The organism is Daejeonella lutea (genome assembly GCF_900168015.1).
Lineage (GTDB): Bacteria > Bacteroidota > Bacteroidia > Sphingobacteriales > Sphingobacteriaceae > Daejeonella > Daejeonella lutea.
Window position 1 is genome coordinate 979235 of the sequence record NZ_FUYR01000001.1, and the last position, 25481, is coordinate 1004715.

The following is a 25481-nucleotide window of genomic DNA, read 5'->3' on the forward strand; positions in this document are numbered from 1 at the left end:
CTCATTTGAACCGGCTTTTTTTTACTTTCTATCTTTCAGCTCGACATAATCTCTAAGAGTCTCGCCTATGTAAATTTGTCTTGGTCGACCTATGGGCTCCTTGTTTTCACGCATTTCTTTCCACTGTCCAATCCATCCAGGCAAACGGCCAAGTGCGAATAAAACAGTGAACATATCAGTTGGAAAACCCAATGCACGGTAAATAATGCCCGAGTAAAAGTCAACGTTTGGATAAAGCTTACGTTCAACAAAGTAAGGATCACTTAAAGCCGCAGCTTCTAGTTTCTTAGCAATATCGAGAACCGGATCATCAATCCCTAATTTATCAAGAACGTCATCACATGCTTTCTTGATAATTTTAGCGCGTGGATCAAAGTTCTTGTACACACGGTGTCCAAATCCCATTAAACGGAACGGGTCATTCTTATCCTTGGCTTTATTGATCCATTTGTCGGTATCGCCGCCATCATTTTTAATCTGTTCCAGCATTTCTATAACAGCCTGATTCGCACCACCATGAAGTGGGCCCCACAATGCAGAAATACCGGCAGAAATTGACGCATAAAGATTGCATTCCGAAGATCCCACCATCCGAACTGTTGAAGTCGAACAATTTTGTTCATGATCAGCGTGCAGAATGAACAAAACGTTCATTGCAGAAACAAATACCGGGTCAATTTCCACATCCTCAGTACGCTGTCCGAATGTCATGTTTAGAAAATTGCTCACATAACCCAGATTGTTCTGTGGATATATTACAGGATGGCCCAGCGATTTTTTGTATATCCAGGAAACGACCGTGGTCATCTTCGCCAAAAGCTTAATAATCGTCTGATTTTGCTCCTCGGCGGTTTGTCTGGAATTTAAAGATTCAGGATAAAATGCTGAAAGTGAGCAAATCAAGGAGGACAACTGGCCCATTGGATGAGATTTTGAGGGAAACCCATCGAAGAATTTCTTCATATCCTCATGAACGAGAGTATGCTTAGAGATATCAGCCTGAAAGGCATCCAGCTGAGTTTGACTAGGCAAATCACCGTAAATGAGAAGATATGCGACTTCTAAAAAAGTAGATTTTTCTGCAAGTTCCTCAATAGCATATCCTCTGTATTTCAACACGCCCTCCTCGCCATCGAGGAAAGTAATTGCACTTTTAGTTGCACCAGTATTTTTGTAACCAGAATCCAGGGTGACAAATCCGCTTTGATCACGAAGTTTCGAAATATCTATTGCTTTTTCACCCTCAGTACCTTCAATTATTGGTAAATCGTATGTTTTGTCTCCTATTTTTAAGGATGCTGATTCAGACATATTGGTTTATAATAGTTATTAGACAAAACTAATAATTATGCTCATTTATGTGGCAATTTTGATGAAAGGTTTTGCAATATTTTTGTTAATGACAATGTATAAACATTGGCAATCAAAGATTTAATCCAAAATTAATTGCCACTAATTTAAACGAGAAGAGAAAAATTGCTCACATGACCGTTTTAATTCTTGCCAGTACCAATTGTTTCTTCTACAGATCCGCAGTTAAGCATTTCATCACCGTAGTAAGGGTTTCTAACTTCTTTCTCAGCTGCAAGCCAATAGCCTCCTTCTCCTTCATTTGCCATTGGGCAGAACTGAACGTACATAGCGCCTGAATTCACATCAGTATGTTTCATCAGTGCAACTATATCGGAGCTTAGTGCAGTAAAATGCATTCTTTGAGTTTTAAGGTCACTTGCTTCAGCAATCTTATTTGCTAATGCTGAAGTATTTTCGCAGCCATCAATTTTGCTCAATGCAGCTGCCAATTCCTTACCCGCAGCTTTGGCGCCGGAGGCATCCGACGAAACTAAAACGTCCTTCAACTTGAGATAATCGTTGTAAACGGTTTGGCTGTTTTCGTCTTTAAGATCCGCAGCTGGCGCGGATCCGACTGCTGCACTGTCAGCAACTTTTGATTCATTCGTTTCCGCAGTTTGGTTACATGAGGTAAGCGCTCCTGCTATTAATAAGGCTGAGATGACTAATCGTAAATTCATACTATCTGATTTTTTGTAAATATCGTTATTAAAGATGAATGTGTTGTTTAAAAACAAGAAAGTCCCGCATATCTGCGGGACTTTCAAAATTAGTTTAGGTTAAATCCGTATGCCAGACGGAGAGCAACCTGTCCCGGATTTTTAAGACCTATGGCCGAATTTCCTGTCATTCCTTCGTATCTCAAGCCGATATCAATTCCTGTGTTAGTTCCTACCCCAATTCCCGGAGCGTAGATGAATGCTGTTTTTGACCCATCTCGCGTTCCAAATCCAGCTCCAATTTCGCCAGAGAAATAAAATCGTGCAACAGGAAATACTTTAATTCCTGCTTTTACAGGTATGAAATCAATATTGTCGACCGATGAAGTTGCAGCAGGCCCCGATTCTAGTGAAAACGTATTATATCCAACTGACAAAATACCTGATACATTACTGGTAAAATCCTGCTGTAATCTCAGGTCCCCACCAAATGCGAATTTATAACCATCTGTTGTGGGTATTCCCGCACTTAATCCAATACCTAAACGGGTTGCTTTTGAATCTCCATCATTCACAGGAGCGGTCTGCGCATTAGAATTTGATGATCCAATGAGAATAGCTACTGCAGCTGCTGCAGAAGCAAAAAGTAATTTTGTTCTTTTCATAATTGAGTAAACAGAGCTTTTTAGCCCAGGCCCACTTAAAACAAGGTTTGTGCCAATGATCCGATTTGGGGTAATTAAATGTTTAAACGTATGAATTTGCCGCTAAGATTTTACCTTTTAAGTATCAAGTAACCCTTATTGACCTGTTTTGTCCGCTCGGGTCCAATCGTCCGGTATGTTGTAATTATATAGAAATATACACCGTCACTTAAAGGCAGGTCCGAATTGACGAGAAGGCCTTTATTGGCAAAGCCTTTAAAGTTTCTATCGTTATTATTGTAATTTTTAATTGCGAACAACTCATTCCCCCATCGGTTAAATATCACTACCTCATTATCCGGATAGGTTTCTATATTTTGAATAGTGAAAAATTCATTACCGGACCCATCACCATTTGGTGACATCAGAGGGTCGGGTACGATCTCTGCATTGATAGGTTCATCTTGCGGAACATCGGTCGTAGGTGGAGGAGGATAAACATCATTAATTATAACTACCGCACCATTCCCTATACGCACCTCAGGATTGGAGACCGTTTTTATTTTTATAATAATATCCTCATCCCCTTCCTGGAAACCATCATTAAGCGCAGCGATTGTCATCTTTTGAGTAGTTGATAAAGAACCTTTAGGGATAGTCAAACTTAAATATTGATCGAGTACCAAATAATCCCTTTCTTTTTCTGCCTTACCACTATACTCAACGGTGATCGTTACATCGTCCTTGACCGCACGCTCTAATCTCGCAGTCACTGAAATTTTTCTACCTTCCCAAACTGAGGAAAGTTCCGGTGTAAGATTCACTACAGAGAAGCTGCTTACATTTATTTCAACCTTTGCTGTATGACAGGCTCCTGAAGCATTGCATATCTGATAAGAAAACTCAACAATTCCAGCAAATCCTTTGTCGGGTAAGAATGTAAATTTACCGTTTGGTTCAAATGTTAATGTGCCATTTTTGGGATCTGTCAATTTACTAAAAGTCAGCTTAGCATCCAGCGGGCTTATGTCATTTGGAGCCACATCCCCTATTAATAAATTGTCTTGTTCAACACTGAACTTATCGTTATGAGCAACTGGGGCGCATGTCCCCAGAATAAGTTCGGCTTTAACACTGGTTGTACATCCTGCAGCGTCAGTAACAATCATTTCATAACTACCTGATTTTAAGTTAACCAGGGCATCTCCAGATAGTGCTTTGTCTCCTGTCCACGATATTTTATATGGCTTTATGCCGCCAGTAATACTGCTCGAAATAGCTCCATCATTATTTAGGCAGCTTGCATTTTTTACACTTAAAACAGCTTTTAGAGGGTCTGGTTGAGATATAATTATCTCTTTCTTTACCGAGCAGTTTGCTGCGTCAGTAACTAATACACTGTAAACACCAGTAGGAAGACCTATCAGATCTTTGGTTGTCTTGCCATTATTCCAACTGTAGGTATAGGGTGCGGTACCACCCCTCACGACAAGACTTATTGCGCCATTAGTTGATCCATAGCACGAAATATTGGTTTTCGAAATTTCCACTTCAATGCTTTGAGGTTGGGTTATTGTTATCGATGATGTAACTTCGCATCCCTTAGAATCGGTTACTGTAACTGTGTATGAACCGGCCGACAATCCAGACAAATCTTCAGTATTTTTACCGTTATCCCATATGTATTTATATGGTGCATAACCACCGATTACATTCAAGTCGATCGAACCAGTTGAAGCACCATAGCAATAGATATTGCTCTGGGTATGGTTTAATGCGAATGGTTGTGAAGGTTGTACAATTGTTACTGAAGCAGATTTTGTGCAATTATTCGCATCAGTCACAGTGAGCTCATAATCCCCCGCAGCAAGCGCAGTACGAACTGCTGCAGTATTTCCGTCTGACCAGAGATATCGATAAGGAGCTGCACCGCCAGAGACTTTAACATTGATGGCACCGGCATTTCCGCCAAAACAAATTATGTCGGTCTTTGATAAATTTAATTCCAAGGCTGTAGTTGGCTGGTTAATTGTCACTGAAAGTGTCGCACTGCAATTGTTAGCATCCGTTACCGTAACGTTGTAAGATCCCGCCTTTAGACCAGAGATATCTTCAGTGGAAGATCCTCCCGTCCAAACAAATTTATAAGGCGCTGTGCCACCAGTTACATTTAGATCTATTGATCCGTTTTCTGCACCGTAGCAAAGCACGTCCTTATGTGTTGAATTCAACGAAAGAGCAATGGGTGGCTGAGACACAGTAATCGTAGTTGATGCGGTACAGTTTCGGGCATCAGTGACAACCACATTATACGAACCTGCAGCAATACCAACAAGGTCTTCGGTTGTACGTCCACCTGTCCAAGAATATTTATATGGGGCTGTACCACCCGATACGCTAAGGTTGATAATTCCATTACTAAAACCAAAACAAGGAACATCAGTCTTCGTAAAGGTTAAAGTCAACGGCGCTGCAGGTTCCTCAATGATTATGGACGCTGTTACCATACAGTTGTTTTTGTCTGTAACCAATACATTGTAAGTTCCAGCTTTTAAACCTGAGATATCTTCGTTCGTTTTTCCCCCTGTCCATAAGTAGGTATAAGGTGCGCTGCCTCCAACTACATTTATATCTATGGCACCTGTGCTTGAACCGTAACAGTCCACTCCAATTTTAGAAACGGTTAGCGCTAACGCCGGGAGTTGATTAATAGTGACGGTTGTTGTTGCAATGCAGTTATTCCTGTCAATAACAGTTACGGTATAAGTTCCGGCTGCAAGGTTTGTCAGGTCTTCAGTTGCTGCAGTGGTTCCACCGGTCCAGCTGTATGTATAAGGTCCTGTTCCACCAGTAGCTGTCAGGTTAATTGATCCGGTGTTGGCGCCAAAGCAAAGCACATCCACCTGGGTTGAACTGAGGGTCAGTGCTGCTGCAGGCTGAGTAATGGTGATGGTGGCAGTTGCACTGCAGTTATTCGCATCGGTTACTGATACGGTATAGCTTCCCGCAGAAAGATTGGTCAAATCTTCCGTGGTAGCTGTAATTCCACCGGTCCAGCTGTATGTATAAGGTCCTGTTCCACCAGAAGCAGTCAGGTTAATTGATCCCGTGCTTGCGCCAAAGCAAAGCACATCTGATTTTGTCGAAGTTACGCTCAGTGCTGCTGCAGGCTGAGTAATGGTGATGGTGGCTGTGGCGCTGCAGTTATTCGCATCGGTAACAGTTACCATATAAGTTCCGGCTGCAAGGTTGGTCAAGTCTTCCGTGGTAGCTATGGTTCCGCCTGTCCAGCTATATGTGTAAGCTCCTGTTCCACCAGTGGCAGTCAGGTTTATCGATCCGGTACTTGCTCCAAAGCAAAGCACATCCACCTGGGTTGAACTGAGGGTCAGTGCTGCTGCAGGTTGGGTAATGGTGATCGTAGCTGTTGCACTGCAGTTATTTGCATCAGTTACAATTACGGTATAGCTTCCTGCTGCAAGGTTGGTTAGGTCTTCCGTGGTAGCTGTAATTCCACCGGTCCAGCTGTACGTATAAGCTCCTGTCCCACCAGCAGCAGTCAAGTTAATCGATCCGGTACTTGCGCCAAAGCACAGAACATTTGTTTGTGTCGACGTTAAAGTGAGGGCAGCTGCAGGTTGGGTAATGGTGATGGTAGTTGTAGCGCTGCAGTTATTTGCATCAGTTACAATTACGCTATAGGTTCCGGCAGCAAGGTTGGTCAGGTCTTCAGTGCTAGCTGTGGTTCCTCCGGTCCAGCGATACGTGTAAGCTCCTGTTCCACCAGTGGCTGTCAGGTTAATTGATCCTGTTGAGGCCCCAAAGCAAAGAACATCTGATTTTGTCGAAGTTAAGCTCAGTGCTGCTGCAGGCTGGGTAATCGTAATCGTAGCTGTAGCGCTGCAGTTATTGGCATCGGTAACAGTTACCGTATAAGTTCCCGCAGAAAGATTGGTCAAATCTTCCGTGGTAGCTGTTGTTCCGCCGGTCCAGCTATACGTATAAGCTCCTGTTCCACCAGTAGCTGTCAGGTTAATTGAACCCGTGCTGGCACCAAAGCATAGTACATCTGATTTTGTCGAAGTTAATGTTAAAGCGGAAGCAGGCTGGGTAATCGTGATCGCCGCAGTAGCACTACAATTATTGACGTCAGTTACAGTTACCGTATAAGTACCTGCAGCAAGGTTGGTCAGGTCTTCTGTGGTAGCTGTGGTTCCGCCGGTCCAGCTATACGTATAAGCTCCTGTCCCACCAGCGACAGTCAGGTTGATCGAGCCGGTGATTGCGCCAAAGCATAGTACGTCTGTTTTAGTAGAAGTCAATGTTAAAGCGGAAGCAGGCTGAGTAATGTTGATGGTGGATGTCGCGCTGCAGTTACTGGCATCGGTCACCGTTACCGTATAGCTTCCTGCTGCAAGGTTAGTTAGGTCTTCAGTTGTTGCTTGGGTTCCACCGGTCCAGCTGTATGTATAAGGACCTGTTCCACCAGTAGCTGTCAGGTTAATTGATCCTGTTGAGGCCCCAAAGCAAAGCACATCCACCCGGGTTGAACTGAGTGTCAGTGCTGCTGCAGGCTGGGTAATGGTGATCGTAGCTGTTGCACTGCAGTTATTTGCATCGGTAACAGTTACCATATAAGTTCCGGCTGCAAGGTTGGTCAAATCTTCCGTCGAGGCTGTGGTTCCGCCGGTCCAGCTATACGTATAAGCTCCTGTCCCACCAGTAGCAGTCAGGTTTATCGATCCGGTACTTGCTCCAAAGCAAAGCACATCCACCTGGGTTGAACTGAGGGTCAGTGCTGCTGCAGGTTGGGTAATGGTGATCGTAGCTGTTGCACTGCAGTTATTTGCATCAGTTACAATTACGGTATAGCTTCCTGCTGCAAGGTTGGTTAGGTCTTCCGTGGTAGCTGTAATTCCACCGGTCCAGCTGTACGTATAAGCTCCTGTCCCACCAGCAGCAGTCAAGTTAATCGATCCGGTACTTGCGCCAAAGCACAGAACATTTGTTTGTGTCGACGTTAAAGTGAGGGCAGCTGCAGGCTGAGCGATCGTGATGGTGGCTGTAGCGCTACAGTTATTGGCATCAGTTACAATTACGGTATAGCTTCCTGCTGCAAGGTTGGTTAGGTCTTCCGTGGTAGCTGTAATTCCACGGGTCCAGCTATACGTATAAGCTCCTGTCCCACCAGCAGCAGTCAAGTTAATCGATCCGGTACTTGCGCCGAAGCACAGAACATTTGTTTGTGTCGAGGTTAAAGTGAGGGCAGCTGCAGGCTGAGCGATCGTGATGGTGGCTGTAGCGCTACAGTTATTGGCATCAGTTACAATTACGGTATAGCTTCCTGCTGCAAGGTTGGTTAGGTCTTCCGTGGTAGCTGTAATTCCACGGGTCCAGCTATACGTATAAGCTCCTGTCCCACCAGCAGCAGTCAAGTTAATCGATCCGGTACTTGCGCCGAAGCACAGAACATTTGTTTGTGTCGAGGTTAAAGTGAGGGCAGCTGCAGGGTGAGCGATCGTGATGGTGGCTGTAGCGCTACAGTTATTGGCATCAGTTACTGATACGGTATAGCTTCCCGCAGAAAGATTGGTCAAATCTTCCGTGGTTGCTGTGGTACCACCGGTCCAGCTGTATGTATAAGGTCCTGTTCCACCAGTAGCTGTCAGGTTAATTGATCCTGTTGAGGCCCCAAAGCAAAGAACATCTGATTTTGTTGAAGTTAAGCTCAGTGCTGCTGCAGGCTGGGTAATCGTAATCGTAGCTGTAGCGCTACAGTTATTTGCATCCGTAACAGTTACGGTATAAGTTCCGGCTGCAAGGTTGGTCAGGTCTTCCGTGGTAGCTGTAATTCCGCCGGTCCAGCTATATGTGTAAGGTCCTGTACCTCCAGCGGCTGTCAGGTTAATCGATCCCGTGCTTGCTCCAAAGCAAAGCACATCCACCTGGGTTGAACTGAGGGTCAGTGCTGCTGCCGGCTGAACAATGGTGATGGTGGCAGTTGCACTGCAGTTATTTGCATCCGTAACAGTTACGGTATAAGTTCCTGCAGCAAGATTGGTCAGGTCTTCCGTCGAGGCTGTGGTTCCGCCCGTCCAGCTGTAGGTGTACGCTCCTGTTCCACCGGTAGCAATCAGGTTAATCGATCCGGTACTTGCGCCAAAGCATAGGACATCTATTTGTGTCGACGTTACAGTCAACATAAGTGGTTGATTTATTGTAAAGGTCAGTGTCGCTGAACATCCTTTCGAATCAGTAACTGTAACTGTGTATGTCCCGGCAGCCAACCCTGATAGATCCTGGGTCGCCAGTCCGTTACTCCAATTGTAAGTATAAGGACCAATACCCCCGGTTACGCTTAAATCTATAGCTCCTGTAGAAGTTCCAAAACATCTCACATCCGATTGTGTAGAGTTGACGGTTAATCCAGAGGCCGGCTGAATGATTGAGATAGTTGTCGTGGCACTGCAGTTGTTTGCATCCGTGACGGTCACTGTATACATTCCTGCTGGAAGGTTGGTTAAGTCTTCAGTAGACGCTGTGGTTCCACCGGTCCAGCTATAAGTATAAGCTCCTGTTCCACCCGAAACGGTTAAATTGATAGAGCCTGTGCTGGCGCCAAAGCATAGTACGTCTGTGTTAGTAGAAGTCAATGTCAAAGCGGCAGCTGGCTGAGCGATCATGATGGTGGCTGTGGCGCTGCAGTTATTCGCATCGGTTACAATTGCAGTATAAGTTCCGGCTGCAAGGTTAGTTAGGTCTTCAGTTGTTGCTGTGGTTCCACCGGTCCAGCTGTATGTATAAGGTCCTGTTCCACCAGTAGCAGTCAGGTTAATTGATCCCGTGCTTGCGCCAAAGCAAAGCACATCTGATTTTGTCGAAGTTAATGTTAAAGCGGAAGCTGGCTGAGCGATCGTGATGTTGGCTGTCGCGCTGCAGTTATTGGCATCGGTAACAGTTACCATATAAGTTCCGGCTGCAAGGTTGGTCAAATCTTCCGTCGAGGCTGTGGTTCCGCCGGTCCAGCTATACGTATAAGCTCCTGTCCCACCAGTAGCAGTCAGGTTAATCGATCCGGTACTTGCTCCAAAGCAAAGCACATCCACTTGGGTTGAACTGAGGGTCATTGCTGCTGCAGGTTGGGTAATGGTGATCGTAGCTGTTGCACTGCAGTTATTTGCATCGGTTAAAATTACGGTATAGCTTCCTGCTGCAAGGTTGGTTAGGTCTTCCGTGGTAGCTGTAATTCCACCGGTCCAGCTATACGTATAAGCTCCTGTCCCACCAGCAGCAGTCAAGTTAATTGATCCGGTACTTGCGCCAAAGCACAGAACATTTGTTTGTGTCGACGTTAAAGTGAGGGCAGCTGCAGGCTGAGCGATCGTGATGGTGGCTGTAGCGCTACAGTTATTGGCATCAGTTACAGTTACTGTATAGCTTGCCGCAGAAAGATTGGTCAAATCTTCCGTGGTTGCTGTGGTTCCACCGGTCCAGCTGTATGTATAAGGTCCTGTTCCACCAGTAGCTGTCAGGTTAATTGATCCTGTTGAGGCCCCAAAGCAAACAACATTTGATTTTGTCGAAGTTAAGCTCAGTGCTGCTGCAGGCTGAGTAATGGTGATGGTGGCAGTTGCACTGCAGTTATTCGCATCGCTAACAGTTACCGTATAAGTTCCTGCTGCAAGGTTGGTCAAGTCTTCTGTGATAGCTGTTGTTCCGCCGGTCCAGCTGTAGGTGTAGGATCCTGTTCCGCCAATAGCAGTCAGGTTAATTGATCCGGTGCTTGCTCCAAAGCAAAGCACATTCACCTGGGTTGAACTGAGGGTCAAAGCTGCTGCAGGCTGGGTAATCGTAATCGTAGCGGTCGCGCTGCAGTTATTGGCGTCAGTTACAGTTACCGTATAGCTCCCTGCAGCGAGGTTAGTGAGATCTTCCGTGGTAGCTGTAATTCCACCGGTCCAGCTGTATGTATAAGGTCCTGTTCCACCAGCGGATGTCAGGTTAATTGATCCCGTGCTGGCGCCAAAGCAAAGCACATCTGATTTTGTCGAAGTTACGCTCAGTGCTGCTGCAGGCTGTGTGATGATGATGGTGGCAGTTGCACTGCAGTTATTGACATCCTTTACGAATACGGTATAGCTTCCCGCAGAAAGATTGGTCAAATCTTCCGTTGTTGATGTTGTTCCACCGGTCCAGCTATATGTATAAGGTCCGGTACCTCCAGCAACAGTCAAGTTGATCGAGCCCGTGCTCGCGCCAAAGCAAAGCACATCTGATTTCACAGAGGATAAGGTCAGTTCTAAAGGCTGGTTTATTGTAACCGGATAAGTTATTGAACAACCTTTTGAATCGGTTATCAATACCGTATAAGTTCCTGCAGGCAATCCAGCTAAATCCTGTGTCGTTTGCCCGTTACTCCAGCTATAAGAATAAGGACCCGTACCACCGGTCACACTCAGATCTATTGCTCCGGTAGATGCTCCAAAGCATAAAACATCAGTTTTTGTACTTGTAGGAGAAATCGTTGCCTTCGTGATCAGTATCTCATCGGTACATCCGCCGTAATCCGAGCGTAATATAAAACGATACACTCCGTCGACAGTTAGTCCCGCAATCGCACCTGTTGAAGGGTTGATCGTCGCTGAGGCCGGATTTCCTGCAACTATCTCCCATTTATAACCAGCTCCGGCATCTGCCAGCTTGAGGGTGGTCGAAGAGCCGCAAACGAACGCATCCGATCCGGCGCTTTTTATTTCATCGCGGGTTACATTTACGGTGTCCGAACATCCAACCGTATTTGTGAGCTGGAACTTATAGATGCCGTTGGCCGTCATCCCAGCAATATTACCGGACTGATCAATGGTTGCTGAAGATGGATTTCCGGCTACTGTTGTCCATGTTTCCCCAGCAGCTGCCGCAACTAGCTTCGCTGTAGCGCTACTATTACAGCCCGTTATATCTGCTCCGCCTGACGGATAATTAAATGTAGAAACTGTTATTATTTTATCCGCGGAGACGTTACACAACGTTCCGGTCAGATTGTTAATATCAGTAGCAACCTTGAGGCGATAGCGATATCCATCCATAGAGGGTGTAATTGGAATATCCCCATAAGTAGCCTGATACTCATACACATTCAAAGTTGAGTTATATACCGGGCTGCCGATTTTGGCTGTTCCCATGTCTGTCCAGGTCAATCCCCCGTCGATGCTGTTCTGAAAAATGTAGGCTGAATAGGTATTAATCGAAGCTTTTATATCTGCTTTTAATGGCAATACACCATAAGAGCAATATCTTGCAGTCAAATCAATGTTGGGATAGGTGATATCTGGTCCGCAGATAGCCATAGAAATATCATCAAGACCTAAATCGTTACCCCCTGCTACGAAGGTGGCATTGTCAATCTTTAAATCGACCGAAGTATTTGGGCCGGAATACCAAAGTCCTCCAACCTTTACCCATTGAGGGACCCAGTTAGTCGCTGCGGTCGAATAGCTTATCGCACCGGAAGTCGAAACTAACTCACCATTTATATAGAAACTGATGTTAGGTTCAGATCCTGCTGCGGCCGCAACATGGTTTCCTGGCAGGACATTTATCACATAAGCGGAGAATTCGTAAAGTGTATTAGGGCAAACGGCTATGCTGGTTGCCTGATAAAATGTCTTACCAAATGTCGCCGAATTTGGAGAACCATTAACGATCATGGCGTATCCTCCATCTCCGGTATGGTCAGAAGCGACCCAATCAGTTTTGATGCAATTTCGATCAGAGGCACTGATGGTTCCTAATGTTTTAAGAAATGAGTATGTGCCCTCAGGACCCAACCCACCGGAAGTAGAAGCGTACGTATATGTCGTTTGCAAAGGTTTAGAGTTTCCAAGGTTTCCAACCGGACCAGCTGTGGTGGAACCATTGTTAATGCAATTGTTAACAGTGTTATTCGGTGTGATGTATGGGCTGCTAAATGTTCCGTTTGCTCCGAGAATGTTTGTTCCAAGACCTGTACCGCTGCAAACCAGAAGTGATGGATCATTCGTTACCGGGATAGTGAAAGTCGCCGGGCTTGAATCGCTTAACCCGGCATTATCCGTTACGGTATAGGTGAAGCTGGCAACACCCGTAAATCCTGATCTTGGTTCAAATTTCAACAGTTTAGCTTCGGCAGGAGTCAATACCTGGCCATTGGACACCTGCACATTATTAAGCATTAACCTTCCCTGTGGGTTAGCCGGGGTTCGGGTTATTATTTTAAACGATGCGATTGAACCGTCCGCATCACTTCCAATTAGTGGCAAAATCTGGTATGGAAGGTTTATAGCCTGAAGATAAAAATTCTTAACATCGATTGCTTCTGGCGCCGCATTTGCAACTCTAGATTTCGAAAGTAAAAATCCTGGCTTAATTACGGTGGGGGCATTGGGGGTAAATGAAGGAAAGAACTCGTGGAGTCGCGCCGGATATGAATCTGCGAATACAGAAACAGGCATAATAAAACAACCCAGAATCAAATAAAAAAAGCGCTTAAAGTGCTTCGTAAAAATCCCCATTTGTGTTTCGAATGCCTTGATGCATGTTGTACGAAATACACAAGTAAAGGTTCCCGAAAAATGCGATTAAATAGCAGCTCCTAAGCGTTTCTTTAACTTAACCATATTTGGACGTAAAATGAATCTTAGATTAATTTCTTTTTGTTCTAAGAAAAGGTCTTCAACTTTTTTACGTGCCCAAGGAGTTTTACGCAGGAACTTTAAGGACGACTGAAGGTCTGGGTTCTCATTGAAACATTTAATCCTGATCAGGAAACCAAGTTTTTCAAACCCATAAGCCTCAATAAGGGAAATCAATATCGATTCCAAAGTTTTACCATGGAGAGGGTTATTTGGCTGAGTATTGCCCATATCGTGCAAAAATACAGATTTACCCTAATCTTATCCGTAATTTTGCTTCTCATTCCCACATATAATCTAATTATGAAATATAAGCTAGGCGAGTTTGTCCGTTTTGTCGAAGAAAGACGCGAAGGGTATATAACCCGTATAATCGACGATGCGACTATAGCGGTTACCGACGAGGATGGATTTGAAATCCCAGTGTTAGCAAGTCAGGTAACCCGGGTCCATGGCCAAAGTGAAGATGTACAAACCCAGATAGAAACCAAACAGGAAACGGAATTTGTATCAAGCGGTATTTTCGTGGCAGCAGTACCGGATAAAAAAGCGGGCGCTGTCGTCCACCTCCATCTTGTAAATACCAGCTCATATAAGCTATTACTTACGTTAACCACAGAAAAACCTAATAAATTTAAAGGTGAATATCATGGGATAATCTCTGCTAAATCTGCTATCCAGATATATTCCGCCTCCTTAAATGAACTCGATCAATGGCCTAAATTTCATTTACAGATATTGTTATTTGCCAGCGAAGGTGCGGAAATTAAAAAGCCCATAATGTTCTCGGAAAAGTTGCGTGCGAAGGATTTCTCAGGCGCCAAAAAGAGCTCTGAATATCTCGATCATCCGGCATGGATGATTCAGCTTGACTCAAATGAACCAATTATCGACCCGCAAAAGCTGAAAGAAAGCTTTTATAAGCCTGCTGCCGAAAAGCGGCAAGTTGAAAGTCCAGGTAAAGAAGTTGACCTACACATCGAAAAACTAAGGGATGATTATCAGTTCCTGACTAATAAGGAGATCTTGGATATTCAGCTTGCGCATTTCCGCAAAAGTCTCGATGCCGCGATCGTTCACAAACTACCATCAATTGTTCTCATCCACGGGAACGGCAACGGTACACTTAGAAACGAGATCTACAAAGTAATTAGCAAGCATCCACAGGTCAGGACTTTTATGGACGCACATAAGGAAAGGTTTGGGTATGGCGGCACGGAGGTTTTTCTGAAGTGATTTTTACTACCTTTGCATTTTTGTAATTCCCTGATGTTATATGCTCAACCCTGAAATAGAGAAACGGAAAACCTTCGCAATCATTAGTCACCCCGATGCCGGTAAAACAACCCTTACAGAGAAATTTCTCCTGTTTGGAGGTGCTATAAATACTGCCGGAACGGTAAAACGCAATAAGGCCAACCAGAGCAGCACATCAGATTTCATGGAAATAGAAAAGCAAAGAGGAATTTCTGTTGCTACTTCCGTTATGGGATTTGAGTATAATGGTAAGCGGATCAATATTCTGGATACACCGGGCCACAAAGACTTTGCTGAAGATACCTATCGAACGCTTTCTGCGGTAGATAGTGTTATCCTTGTAGTCGATAGTGTTAAGGGGGTCGAGGAGCAAACGCAGAAGCTGATGGATGTCTGCCGGATGCGCAATACGCCCGTAATTATCTTCATCAACAAACTAGACCGTGAAGGTAAGGACACATTTGATCTGCTCGATGAACTTGAAAACAATCTGAACATTAGTGTGTGCCCCCTATCCTGGCCTATTGGTCAGGGACATAATTTTAAAGGGGTTTATAATATTTTCGATAATTCTCTTAATCTCTTCCGTCCTGATAAATCAAAGATCGCAGAAACCCTCATCCAGGTAAAAGATCTGGATGATGCACTATTAACCGAGCATCTCCAGCCTAAAGAATTAAAGACATTAAAAGACGATCTGGAGCTGGTCGAAGGCATATACGGCACTCTCGACAAGGATTTATACCTTGAGGGACTACTGGCTCCAGTATTCTTCGGAAGTGCAATTAATAACTTCGGTATACGGGAATTGCTTGACACCTTCGTATCAATCGCGCCAAGCCCTAAAAGCCGGGAAGCCAATGAGCGTTTGGTTATTGCTACAGAGAAAGCCTTCACTGGGTTTGTTTTTAAGATCCACGCTAACCTCGATCCAAATCATCGCGACAGGATTGCTTTCTTGCGAATCTGTTCGGGAAAGTTTGAACGCAATAAATTCTATTTTCATACCCGTCAAGGCAAGAAGCTTAAATTCTCGAATCCGATGGACTTTATGGCCAATGAAAAAAGTCTTGTTGAAGAGGCATGGCCGGGTGATGTGGTTGGTCTTTACGACAGTGGTAACTTCAAAATTGGCGACACTCTCACCGAAGGGGAACAGCTCCAGTTCAAAGGCATACCAAGCTTCTCCCCTGAGATCTTTAAAGAAGTTGAGAACAGGGATCCACTAAAGTCGAAACAACTGGAGAAAGGCTTACAACAACTTACAGAAGAAGGTGTGGCTCAACTATTTGTGCAACAGCCAGGTAACCGAAAGATCATTGGAACGGTAGGAGAATTACAGTACGAAGTAATCGCTTTCAGGTTGCAGCACGAATATGGTGCCAAGTGTGCTTTCCGGCCCCTGACGTTCCGGAAATCAAGCTGGTTAACCTCAAAGGATAAGAAGAATCTCAACGAGATCGTTCAAAGACGCCATCATCATATCGCTACTGACAAGGATGGCAATCCTGTGTTTCTGGCGGATAACGACTGGACTCTGAATCTGGCTAAGAGAGATTTTCCTGATGTGGAGTTTCATTCTACCTCAGAGTTTAAAAGGCAACAAGGATAAAGTAATACGTTATACGTTATATGTTGTAAGTTATAAGTTTCTAAACGCTGGGTTATCCGTCCAGACGTAAAACTTATAACTTACAACCTACAACTAATAGTTTCTAAACTCTGTGCAATCCGCCCAGACGTGAAACGTTAAACTTACCATTGTATTAAAGTTTGCCCTTGGTCTTTTTAGCAGCGGGAGCTCTTGCTATCACTTTAGATGCACTTACCTCGCTGAAATACTGCTGTGCCAGGGTCCTATCATGCCCGTAAATATCCTCACGGAAGTGAACGTTACCACTTTCATCAGCCCATGCTGTAAAATATACCAGATATACCGGAAGCACTTGCTTTAACTTTACATATTTTTCCTGTCCCTGTGCAATGGTACTTTGAATTTTGCTCATATCCCAACCTACCGGACGAAGTAGATATTCAGCAAGTTCCAATGGTTTTTCAACTCTCACACAACCGTGGCTGAAATTACGTTTCGTTTGGCTGAATAATTCATCATGCGGGGTATCGTGCAGATAAATGTCATTTGTATTCGGGAAGATGAACTTTACATCCCCAAGGTCGTTTTTAGGGCCTGGTTTCTTGCGAAGTGTATATCTCCAGTTCTCGCGGGTGACTGATCCCCAGTCGACAGATGATGGACTAACCGGATTACCCTTCGCATCGATCAGCTCCATATTAGTACGGTCAAGGTAGCTTGGATCACCGGATATTTTAGGACCAAGCTCATTCCTAACAATACTTGCAGGAACGTTCCAATAAGGAGCAAGTACAACGTTCTCCATCTTGTCACTGAATATCGGTGTACTGTTCATTGTTTTACCCACGATAACGTTCATGGCGATCGCTTCTTTTCCCTTCTCATATACACGCAGTCTGTATTCCGGGATATTTACAATAAGATAATCTTCTTCGAAGCTCTTCGGTATCCATCTCCAGCGTTCCATATTCAGAATAATTTGCTTAATACGCTGATCAACCGGAACATTGAGAAGCTTTACCGTTTCCGGGCCAAGGCCTCCGTCAGGTTTAAGGCCCTGAGCGGACTGAAAGCTTTTTAACGCATTAACAGTTTCGGCATTAAAGGTTGAATCTGTTGAATTCAATCCTAGTCGTTTTTTTAATGCTGCAACTGCCGGCGACTTCTGACCCTCTTTTAAGCTTGTTGCTGTGATCTTAGGCCAACCGCCTGCCGCTTGTACTTTTCGATATGATGCAAGTGCTGATTTAAGCCTGGCATAATCTGGATGTAGCGGACTAAAGCTTGCGTAAGAGTATTTACTTTCACGCTCTTTCAGCACTGTCATTAAGGCTTTATGAAGCTTGATTTTATTACGCTTTACATCCCATTCTATTTCCTTATTTTCTTTTGGAATAACAACTCCTCTGTAATAATCAGAAGCCCATACAAAATAAGTAGCAGAAAGTGCTACGTCTATTTCCTTCTGTATCGCTGTAAATTTGGCAGAATCTGCTTTTGCGGCTTCCAGATTAGTAAACATGGTGTTGAAATCCTTAAACTGATACTTCTTCGGGTCTAATCCTTCTTCATCAGCCTTACTGATCATGGTTAGCATTTCCTTTGCCTGCGGCACGATCTCGTTATTCTTGAACCAACCAAGCTTAAAACCACGCTCCCGATAGAATTTCTTCGCCCAGTCGGTATGCTCTTTCAGCAACGGGTCATTGTTCATGTAACTAATGTAATAGGTGCTGTCCAGTACTGGCTGAGGTTTTCTGGCCACCTGGCGCTCCTGCTTTTTCTTGCCACCGCAAGCTGATGAGAAAACAATCAGGGACACTCCTGCGACGAGCAGCAGCCGTTTTCTGAGAACGTCAAAATACGTGCTTTTGTAAGGTTGTTGGTGCATATTAGTATACATAAGTGGTTAGTGACAGTTTTTAAAATTGTTTAAAACGCTAATTACCAGCATTATAGAAAACTGAGAAGTTTTACTACACATGCTCATTTGATGTATTGCAACAAATGTGCCGTTGATGTGAGGAACTAGCTTAACGCTAGAGATCCGCGTATCGGAAGATATTTGGCTGCGCATCGGAATCGACTTCGATAGATAAATCAAACGCCAGACTCTGGTTACGGTAGTTTCATTTGCCGTTCATTTGCCGTTCATTTGCCGTTGATCTGCATGCTAAACATTCATTGAAACTGGGCTTATATAACATGCTATGTCAAGTTGGCATCGTCTGAGGTTTGGAATAGGGTTTGATATAAGCGTCCCAACTAAGACATTTAAAAAAACTCTGTACAATGCAAGAAAAAGGAACCATTTCGATCCACACGGAAAATATATTTCCGATCATTAAGAAGTTTTTATACTCTGATAACGAGATCTTCCTGAGAGAGCTGGTGGCAAATGCGGTGGATGCAACGCAAAAAATTAAGCGCCTCTCCTCATTAGGGGAATACAAAGGCGACCTGGGAGAACTTAAAGTTTCAGTTTCTTTTGATGAGAAAAAGAAAACCATTACAATTTCTGATAATGGTCTGGGAATGACCGGTGAAGAGATAAAAAAATATATCAATCAGATTGCGTTTTCGGGTGCTACGGAATTCGTAGAGAAGTTCAAAGACGCTAAAGACGCGAATGAGATCATTGGAAAGTTCGGTCTGGGCTTCTACTCAGCCTTTATGGTTGCCGACCAGGTTGAAATACAGTCATTATCCTATAAAGAGGGTTCTGAGCCTGCTCGGTGGATCTGTGACGGAAGCACCGAGTTTGAAATAAGCGCAGGCAACCGTACCGAGCGCGGTACTGATATCATCCTGCATGTAAATAAAGAATCTAAGGAATTCCTGGATAAAGGAAAGCTGCAGGGCATTCTTGATAAATACTGCAAATTCCTGCCAGTACCGGTGCAATTTGGTAATAAATCTACGTCTGAGCCTGATGGTGAAGACGCGGATGGCAAACCAAAATATAAATCGGTAGAGGTTCCGAATATCATCAACAACACTTCTCCTATCTGGACGAAGTCGCCGACAGAGTTAAAGGACGAAGATTACCTTTCATTCTATCAAGAGCTGTATCCATTCTCGGAAGCACCCTTATTTTGGATCCACCTGAACGTGGATTATCCGTTCAATTTAACGGGTGTATTGTACTTTCCTAAGCTGAAGAATGACTTTGAAATGCAACGTAATAAAATCAAGTTGTTTTCACGTCAGGTATTCATTACAGACGAGGTGAAAGACGTTGTTCCGGAGTTCCTGATGCTGCTTCATGGTATTATCGACTCACCGGATATTCCGTTGAACGTTTCACGAAGCTTCCTGCAGGCCGATAGCTCGGTGAAGAAGATCAACACTTATATCACTAAAAAGGTAGCGGATAAACTTGCTTCACTTTTCAAAGCCGACCGTAAAGCCTACGAAGAAAAATGGTCAGATATTGGTCTGTTCGTGAAATATGGTATGATCAGCGAAGAGAAATTCTACGACAAGGGAAAGGATTTCGTTCTGATGGGAAATACTGCGAAAGAATATTTCACAGTTGACGAGTACAAAGAAAAGGTTAAGGCAAATCAAACGGACAAAGACGGCAATCTGGTCTTGCTATACGCGACCGATGCTGCAAAACAAGATAGTTTTATCCAGTCTGCTAACAAGAAAGGCTACGACGTCCTTTTAATGGACTCTCCTATCGACACACACTTCATCAGTCAGATGGAGCAAAAGCTGGAGAAAGTAAATCTTAAAAGAGTGGATGCTGCCTCTGCGGATAAAATCATCAGCAAAGACGAAAATATTGTTGCTGTACTTAACGATGAAGAAAAGGAAAAAGTGAAGGGCATTTTCGAGAAGGCGATCGTTAAACCGGGTATGAAAGTCGAAGTTGACAGTCTTAATCCGGATGAACTTCCCGTAATTGTTACCATGGATGAGTTTATGCGCCGCATGAAAGATATGGCAGCAATGGGCGGTGGGATGAATTTCTACGGTAACCTGCCAGATAGCTATAATGTCACCATCAACGGGAATCACAAGCTTGTAGGTAAGATCCTTCAAACCAGCGACGAAGCTGAACAAACTCAACTGGCAAAGCAGGCCTTCGATTTGGCATTGCTTTCTCAGGGTATGCTGACAGGAGCTGAGTTAACGGAATTTGTTAATAGAAGTGTTTCTCTGATTTAATTAGGCCATTTTTATCATCACTTTAAAGATCCCTGTCGTGCCGGCAGGGATCTTTTGTTTTTTAAATAAGAACAGAGAAGGATTTTAAGGTCATGATCATGATACGCTACAGCCTTCGTCATTTAATTATCACTTATCACCAAAGGCTTGGTATTACATGTTGAGTTTCCCTAATTTGAAATCTGATAATCATTAAACCTAATTTGTAGTTCTATGAAAATTGTTAAACTCGTACTTTACATTCTTTTCGGCCTGATGTTCATAAACGCTGGTCTGAACAAATTTTTCAACTATATGCCGATGCCCGAGCTGACTCCGGCACAGCTAAAGTTCTTTACGGCATTTGCTTCTATCTCCTGGCTAATACCCCTTGTGGCGGCTGTAGAAGTAATAGGCGGGATTTTAGTAATGATACCCAAAACCCGTGCCCTTGGCGCGATCGTTTTACTCCCGGTAATGATTGGAATATTTGTACACCATCTTACCGTCGATCCCAGTGGCATTGTAATCGCCGTTGCCCTAATGGCCATTAATATCCTCGCAATTGTAGATAATTGGAAAAAATACGAGGGTCTGATAACTGATTAAGGGTAGTCTTGTATACAATTTAATTAACCCACTATCTCTGATTGGGAGGAGGTTTAATCTAAAATTCCTCCCAACCAGATTTTGTCAATCACTTGTTTATTCTATTGTACGCCTTTTTGCGTCGGCTTTTAGCCTTGAAGGTATCGGTATCCTGAAATCCATCTGCCTTTAAAAATTCTCTGAATTTTGAAGCACTGAGGTGAAACTCATAAGGAACGGAATCAATATAATTATCAGAAAGCTTTTTTAAGTGATCTGCCTCGTTCTCTGAAACTGAGGCCCAGATCAATTGCTTATTCTTTTTCTCAAGCTTTACCACCTTCCATCCTTTTTCCTGGCGCCGGTTTAGAATATAAGTGTCCCTGGATTTGCGAAGCATGTGATCTGCACTCAGTAAGAATAAGGTATCGACTGTATTTAATTCAAAATAAACTGTATCCCCCACACGTTTGACTGGAAAGTTTAAATTCCATTCCGTGTCCCTGATCACGGAATCACCAATAAGGACATCGCCTGAGTCTAGTTGATTAACATGTGCATTTTTTTTATAATGAACATACCGGAAAATACCTTCCGGCTGTATGACCAAACTATTGCTGTCCTTATCCGAAATATATTCACCTAACAGACTAATTGGAAATTTTCGAAGTACCATTCCATCCTCTGGTTGTGGATTAGCAAAAATAACTGCCGAAGGAGTCTGACTCTCAGAACAAGCAGAATTTAGGGCAATAAAAATCCCTGCAGTATAAAATAACTTTTTCATACATGTTTAATTTAATTTAAAGGAAAAATTAATGCGATTTGTAGACTATGATCTCATAAGTTCGGAAACGCCATGAAAGCAATTTGAATCAACCTATGCATCTTGGAGATATATTTCGGGTCATTTTCGCGATGAGTATCCTCCTTTCCTTGACGAGATTTGCAAAACTCTCTTTCTTTATAATTAATACAAAAGGCTATCAATATGTAACCCTTAAATGAACACTTATTTCCAAACAATCTTACTTTACTACTGTTCCACCGTTGAGATAGCCTATCTTAGTCCATGCCCGCAAAAAAAACCATTCCAACAAACGACCGGGAAGATATACCGCTGAAAAAGCGCTTGTTCCTGGTTGTTTTCGGCAATACCACTAAGACCGGACGGCGTTTTGATATCATCCTTCTCTGGCTTATTTTGGGAAGCATTCTAGCGGTAATGCTCGAAAGTATTCCTACAATAGGCCCGCGCAACGCCACTTTCTTCTTCACAATAGAGATCTTCTTTACCGTAATTTTCTCCCTTGAATATGTTATACGGGTTTGGGTTAGCCCGCATCGATGGAAATATATCTTTAGCTTTTGGGGCCTGGTCGATTTCTTGTCTGTAGCCCCTACCTACCTTTATCTGCTTTTCCCGGGCTATCACTACTTGCTTATTATTCGCTCATTACGATTGCTCCGGGTGTTCCGTGTGGCAAAATTGGTTCGATTCGTTAATGAAGCACAAGCCTTGGGAGAAGGCCTCAAATCCAGCTTTTATAAAATAAGCACGTTTCTTTTTACAGTACTAATCACTGTTGTTGTAATGGGAACCGTAATGTATGTCGTTGAAGGACCTGAAAATGAATTCACGAGCATCCCGCAAAGTATATACTGGGCTATAATCACGATCACTACAGTGGGCTATGGAGATATCGTTCCGCAAACAGTGGTCGGAAAGTTCATTTCATCAATGGTAATGATCATTGGTTATGCGATTATAGCCGTCCCGACCGGAATCTTTACTGCGGCAATGGTCAAAGCGGCATCTCACAAAAAAGAATGTGAGATATGCCGTCATTCAAACGATATCAACGCCCGCTACTGCAGCGGCTGCGGAGTGGAAATTAAGTAGCTCCCTTAGGGTGTGACTACTTTTTCCCCTGTCTGTGTCCGTTTATCCCAAAAAATACGATGTAAGCATAGCAGACCACCGGCAACATGAATGCAATTGCCCAGGAAAAATGATCTTTCAAATAACCCTGAGAAAATGAAACGATTGCTCCTCCAGCAATAGCGGTAGATAAAATTCCTGATGCCTTGGTAGTATATTTACCGAGGCCTTCAACAGAAAGCGCAAAGATTATTGCGAACATAACGGAATTGAACAATCCAACCCCAATCATCGTCCAAACGGCAATCGCTCCTGTACTTACAACAGAAATAAGAATAAGTGCGATGGCTGCGGCAGCACAAAATGTTAATATTGAAGAAGGCTTTAAGCGCTGAAGCAGGTAAGATCCGATAAGCCTGCCAACAAGCATCCCACCCCAGTAATACGTGACAAAGGCGTTTGCTTCTTCGATCGGAAGACGAAGTGTGTCCGATATATAATTGGTGAGGAAAGTCCCGATGGAAACCTCGGCTCCTACATATGCAAATATTGCCCAGGAACCAAAATTAAGATTCCTGAATGAAAATATACTTCGGCGCTCGGCAGCCGTAGTCTCAATAGAATTTGCCGTGGTGCTGATCTTAGGAAGTTTCAGGTTAAAAACCACCAAGGCAATAATCACAAGCATCGCCGCTATTCCCAAATAAGGATATTTAACGGCATCACTCGAAGCGCCCGATTCCTCCAGGCGTGATAGGATAAAACTTGCTCCGAATAAGGGAGCTGTTGTTGTCCCTATCGAGCCAATGGCCTGAATCAGGGTTAAACGTGAGGACGCTGTCCGGGCAGGCCCTAATGCCGTGATATAAGGATTTGAAGCTACCTGCAGCACAACAATTCCAATTGCCAACACAAACAATGCACAGAGGAAAAGATAATACAGATGCATGTCCGCCGCAGGATAGAATAACAAGGCTCCTACGGCAGCGATTGCAAATCCCAAAACCATTCCGTTTTTATATCCGATCTTCTCTACTACAATGCCCGCAGGGAAACTCATGAGTCCATATGTCAGGAAGAAATAGAACTGGACCAGAGATGAATCGGCATAGCTGAGCGTGAAACCTTCCTTAAAAAAAGGCACAAGTGTATCGTTAAGACAGGTAATAAATCCATTCATGAAGTATAAAACTCCAAGGGAAATTAATGCCGGTAGATAGTTTTGTGACGGATTTGAGCTCTCTGCGGTTGAAGCAGTGCTTGTAGAGAAATTTGCCATTAGGGTGGGTATGATCTAATAAAATAAGGGTTCAGTAATTTGGCGCTATAAAATTTAGAATTTGCTATTTAAGCCATATTTAGCCTCAATTTTTTCGAGGGTCTTCCAGCATTGATACAAACCGCGGGGAACATGAAAGCAGCCTTTCCATTTACCACCTTTCAACGGAAGCAGAACTTCCCCTCTCCTGTTCAGATAGCCGAACCATTCGCCGTGTTCCGGATCAGGGAAATGTTCCCAGGTATACTTATGAACTTTTTCGAACCACGACCAGCATCGCTCATCACCTGTGTGCAGGAATCCTTTCAGCAAACTTATGAGGGTTTCTACATGTACCCACCAGAGTTTCTGGTCCCATTCCAATTGTTGTGGAGGGTGGCCTTTGACATCCATAAAATATAAAATGCCTCCGAAGTCTTTATCCCAGCCGTATTCAAGAATATTAATGGTAGTGTCGACTGCCTTTCTGATCAATGCCTGGTCTTTCCTGCGTTCAGCGATGTCCATAACAAACCACATCGATTCCAAACCGTGCCCGGGGTTGATCAGCCGGCCATCGAACGTATCGGAGAACGAACCGTCTGGCTTTACGTTTTCCAATATTATACCCAAGTCGTCCTGGTAAAAAACCTCCATTACCTGGTGCAATCCGTGATCGATCGTTTTCTCAATTACCTCCTTGTCCAGCAAGTGCTCCAGCTCAAGTACCAGATTGCAAAGGATCATCGGCAAAGAAAATCCCTGAAGCTCCCGTGTTCCGGGATACGCCTTGAGCCATTTACCTTTGGGATTATCCTGTTTTGCCAGGATATTGTTAAATGTTTTTACGGCAAGATCGCCATACTCCTGCACGCCGCTTGCTTTGTACAATTGGGCAAATGCCATTGCAGCAAAACAGTCAGAAAAGATATTATATGGATGAATAAGTGGTTTGCCTTCGCGGGTAAGCGAAAAATAAAAATTGCCTGCATCATCACTGCCATGCTCTTTCATAAACTCCGCGCCCTGAACAGCCAAATCAAGCCATTCCTGTTTTTGTTCTACATTATTATAAAGCATGCTGAAACACCAGATCTGGCGAAACTGGAGCCAGACAAATTTATCGGTGTCAAAAACCTTCCCTGCACGGTCAAGACAGGTCAGAAAACCTCCGTATTCTTTGTCAGGGGAATTTTTAAGCCAGAATGGAATCACATCGTTAAGGAGATTATCGCGGTATTGGGATGCAAGCTGAGTGTAGTTCATTGGCTTTAACATTCATATTTGAGTGATCATTATCTATCAGCTGCCTGGCGGACATCTGTAAATCATTTTTCTACTAATATAGCACGCAAGATTAAATAATAATATTCAATTGATGATGGGGAAAAGTAGCAATCAATTTCCTTGAAGCCTGATTA

The 25481-nt window shown here is 43.7% G+C and carries 14 protein-coding genes; 5 read left to right on the forward strand and 9 right to left on the reverse strand.

Going from position 1 to position 25481, the window contains the following annotated elements:
• Positions 1 to 21: 21 nt before the first annotated feature.
• The 5 genes from B5X60_RS04295 to B5X60_RS04410 form a co-directional block, all read right to left on the reverse strand.
• Positions 22 to 1311: a citrate synthase gene (locus B5X60_RS04295; RefSeq protein ID WP_079701412.1), complete on the reverse strand. Its 1290-nt coding sequence runs from the start codon at positions 1309 to 1311 to the stop codon at positions 22 to 24.
• 182 nt (positions 1312 to 1493) lie between these two features.
• Positions 1494 to 2033 carry a DUF3347 domain-containing protein gene (locus tag B5X60_RS04300; protein WP_139377355.1) on the reverse strand — a complete coding sequence of 180 codons (540 nt, stop codon included), beginning with the start codon at positions 2031 to 2033 and terminating at the stop codon, positions 1494 to 1496.
• 89 nt (positions 2034 to 2122) lie between these two features.
• Positions 2123 to 2677: a hypothetical protein gene (locus B5X60_RS04305; protein WP_139377356.1), complete on the reverse strand. Its 555-nt coding sequence runs from the start codon at positions 2675 to 2677 to the stop codon at positions 2123 to 2125.
• 110 nt (positions 2678 to 2787) lie between these two features.
• Complete coding sequence (locus tag B5X60_RS18090) at positions 2788 to 13146, reverse strand: Ig-like domain-containing protein (RefSeq protein WP_170878379.1); 10359 nt, start codon at positions 13144 to 13146, stop codon at positions 2788 to 2790.
• Between the two features lie 126 nt (positions 13147 to 13272).
• The gene (locus tag B5X60_RS04410) at positions 13273 to 13557 is read right to left on the reverse strand and encodes a VF530 family protein (protein WP_079701415.1); all 285 of its coding nucleotides are present in this window, start codon (positions 13555 to 13557) and stop codon (positions 13273 to 13275) included.
• Between the two features lie 72 nt (positions 13558 to 13629).
• Between B5X60_RS04410 and B5X60_RS04415 the strand changes: the two genes are divergently transcribed.
• Both B5X60_RS04415 and B5X60_RS04420 read left to right on the forward strand, forming a co-directional pair.
• The gene (locus tag B5X60_RS04415) at positions 13630 to 14562 is read left to right on the forward strand and encodes a Smr/MutS family protein (RefSeq protein WP_079701416.1); all 933 of its coding nucleotides are present in this window, start codon (positions 13630 to 13632) and stop codon (positions 14560 to 14562) included.
• 40 nt (positions 14563 to 14602) lie between these two features.
• A complete protein-coding gene (locus tag B5X60_RS04420) occupies positions 14603 to 16195 on the forward strand; it encodes a peptide chain release factor 3 (protein WP_079701417.1) in 1593 nt (530 codons plus the stop codon).
• Positions 16196 to 16349: 154 nt separating this feature from the next.
• Here B5X60_RS04420 and B5X60_RS04425 read toward each other — a convergent pair whose 3' ends face one another.
• Positions 16350 to 18068 (reverse strand): L,D-transpeptidase family protein, encoded by a 1719-nt coding sequence (locus B5X60_RS04425; protein WP_221406197.1) that lies wholly within the window; start codon positions 18066 to 18068, stop codon positions 16350 to 16352.
• Between the two features lie 401 nt (positions 18069 to 18469).
• Here B5X60_RS04425 and htpG point away from each other — a divergent pair, with 401 nt between their 5' ends.
• Both htpG and B5X60_RS04435 read left to right on the forward strand, forming a co-directional pair.
• A complete protein-coding gene (gene htpG / locus B5X60_RS04430) occupies positions 18470 to 20353 on the forward strand; it encodes a molecular chaperone HtpG (protein WP_079701419.1) in 1884 nt (627 codons plus the stop codon).
• A 213-nt stretch (positions 20354 to 20566) separates the two neighbouring features.
• Positions 20567 to 20941 (forward strand): DoxX family membrane protein, encoded by a 375-nt coding sequence (locus B5X60_RS04435; protein ID WP_079701420.1) that lies wholly within the window; start codon positions 20567 to 20569, stop codon positions 20939 to 20941.
• Positions 20942 to 21029: 88 nt separating this feature from the next.
• Here B5X60_RS04435 and B5X60_RS04440 read toward each other — a convergent pair whose 3' ends face one another.
• On the reverse strand, positions 21030 to 21707 hold the full coding sequence (locus tag B5X60_RS04440) for a hypothetical protein (protein WP_079701421.1): 678 nt from the start codon (positions 21705 to 21707) through the stop codon (positions 21030 to 21032).
• 285 nt (positions 21708 to 21992) lie between these two features.
• Between B5X60_RS04440 and B5X60_RS04445 the strand changes: the two genes are divergently transcribed.
• Positions 21993 to 22823, forward strand: a complete 831-nt coding sequence (locus tag B5X60_RS04445; protein WP_079701422.1) for an ion transporter — start codon at positions 21993 to 21995, stop codon at positions 22821 to 22823.
• Positions 22824 to 22839: 16 nt separating this feature from the next.
• On the opposite strand, the gene B5X60_RS04450 is transcribed toward B5X60_RS04445, so the two are convergent.
• Positions 22840 to 24081, reverse strand: a complete 1242-nt coding sequence (locus B5X60_RS04450) for a sugar MFS transporter (protein ID WP_079701423.1) — start codon at positions 24079 to 24081, stop codon at positions 22840 to 22842.
• Between the two features lie 54 nt (positions 24082 to 24135).
• Positions 24136 to 25326, reverse strand: coding sequence for an AGE family epimerase/isomerase (locus B5X60_RS04455; protein WP_079702299.1), 1191 nt, complete (start codon positions 25324 to 25326; stop codon positions 24136 to 24138).
• Positions 25327 to 25481 lie beyond the last annotated feature (155 nt).

Coding starts and splice junctions, on each gene's coding strand:
- B5X60_RS04415 (WP_079701416.1), top strand. CDS start 13,630: ATGAAATATAAGCTAGGCGAGTTTGTCCGTTTTGTCGAAGAAAGACGC.
- B5X60_RS04295 (WP_079701412.1), bottom strand. CDS start 1,311: ATGTCTGAATCAGCATCCTTAAAAATAGGAGACAAAACATACGATTTA.
- B5X60_RS04455 (WP_079702299.1), bottom strand. CDS start 25,326: ATGAACTACACTCAGCTTGCATCCCAATACCGCGATAATCTCCTTAAC.
- B5X60_RS04420 (WP_079701417.1), top strand. CDS start 14,603: ATGCTCAACCCTGAAATAGAGAAACGGAAAACCTTCGCAATCATTAGT.
- B5X60_RS04445 (WP_079701422.1), top strand. CDS start 21,993: ATGCCCGCAAAAAAAACCATTCCAACAAACGACCGGGAAGATATACCG.
- B5X60_RS04300 (WP_139377355.1), bottom strand. CDS start 2,033: ATGAATTTACGATTAGTCATCTCAGCCTTATTAATAGCAGGAGCGCTT.
- htpG (WP_079701419.1), top strand. CDS start 18,470: ATGCAAGAAAAAGGAACCATTTCGATCCACACGGAAAATATATTTCCG.
- B5X60_RS04425 (WP_221406197.1), bottom strand. CDS start 18,068: ATGCACCAACAACCTTACAAAAGCACGTATTTTGACGTTCTCAGAAAA.
- B5X60_RS04305 (WP_139377356.1), bottom strand. CDS start 2,677: ATGAAAAGAACAAAATTACTTTTTGCTTCTGCAGCAGCTGCAGTAGCT.
- B5X60_RS04450 (WP_079701423.1), bottom strand. CDS start 24,081: ATGGCAAATTTCTCTACAAGCACTGCTTCAACCGCAGAGAGCTCAAAT.
- B5X60_RS04435 (WP_079701420.1), top strand. CDS start 20,567: ATGAAAATTGTTAAACTCGTACTTTACATTCTTTTCGGCCTGATGTTC.
- B5X60_RS18090 (WP_170878379.1), bottom strand. CDS start 13,146: ATGCCTGTTTCTGTATTCGCAGATTCATATCCGGCGCGACTCCACGAG.
- B5X60_RS04410 (WP_079701415.1), bottom strand. CDS start 13,557: ATGGGCAATACTCAGCCAAATAACCCTCTCCATGGTAAAACTTTGGAA.
- B5X60_RS04440 (WP_079701421.1), bottom strand. CDS start 21,707: ATGAAAAAGTTATTTTATACTGCAGGGATTTTTATTGCCCTAAATTCT.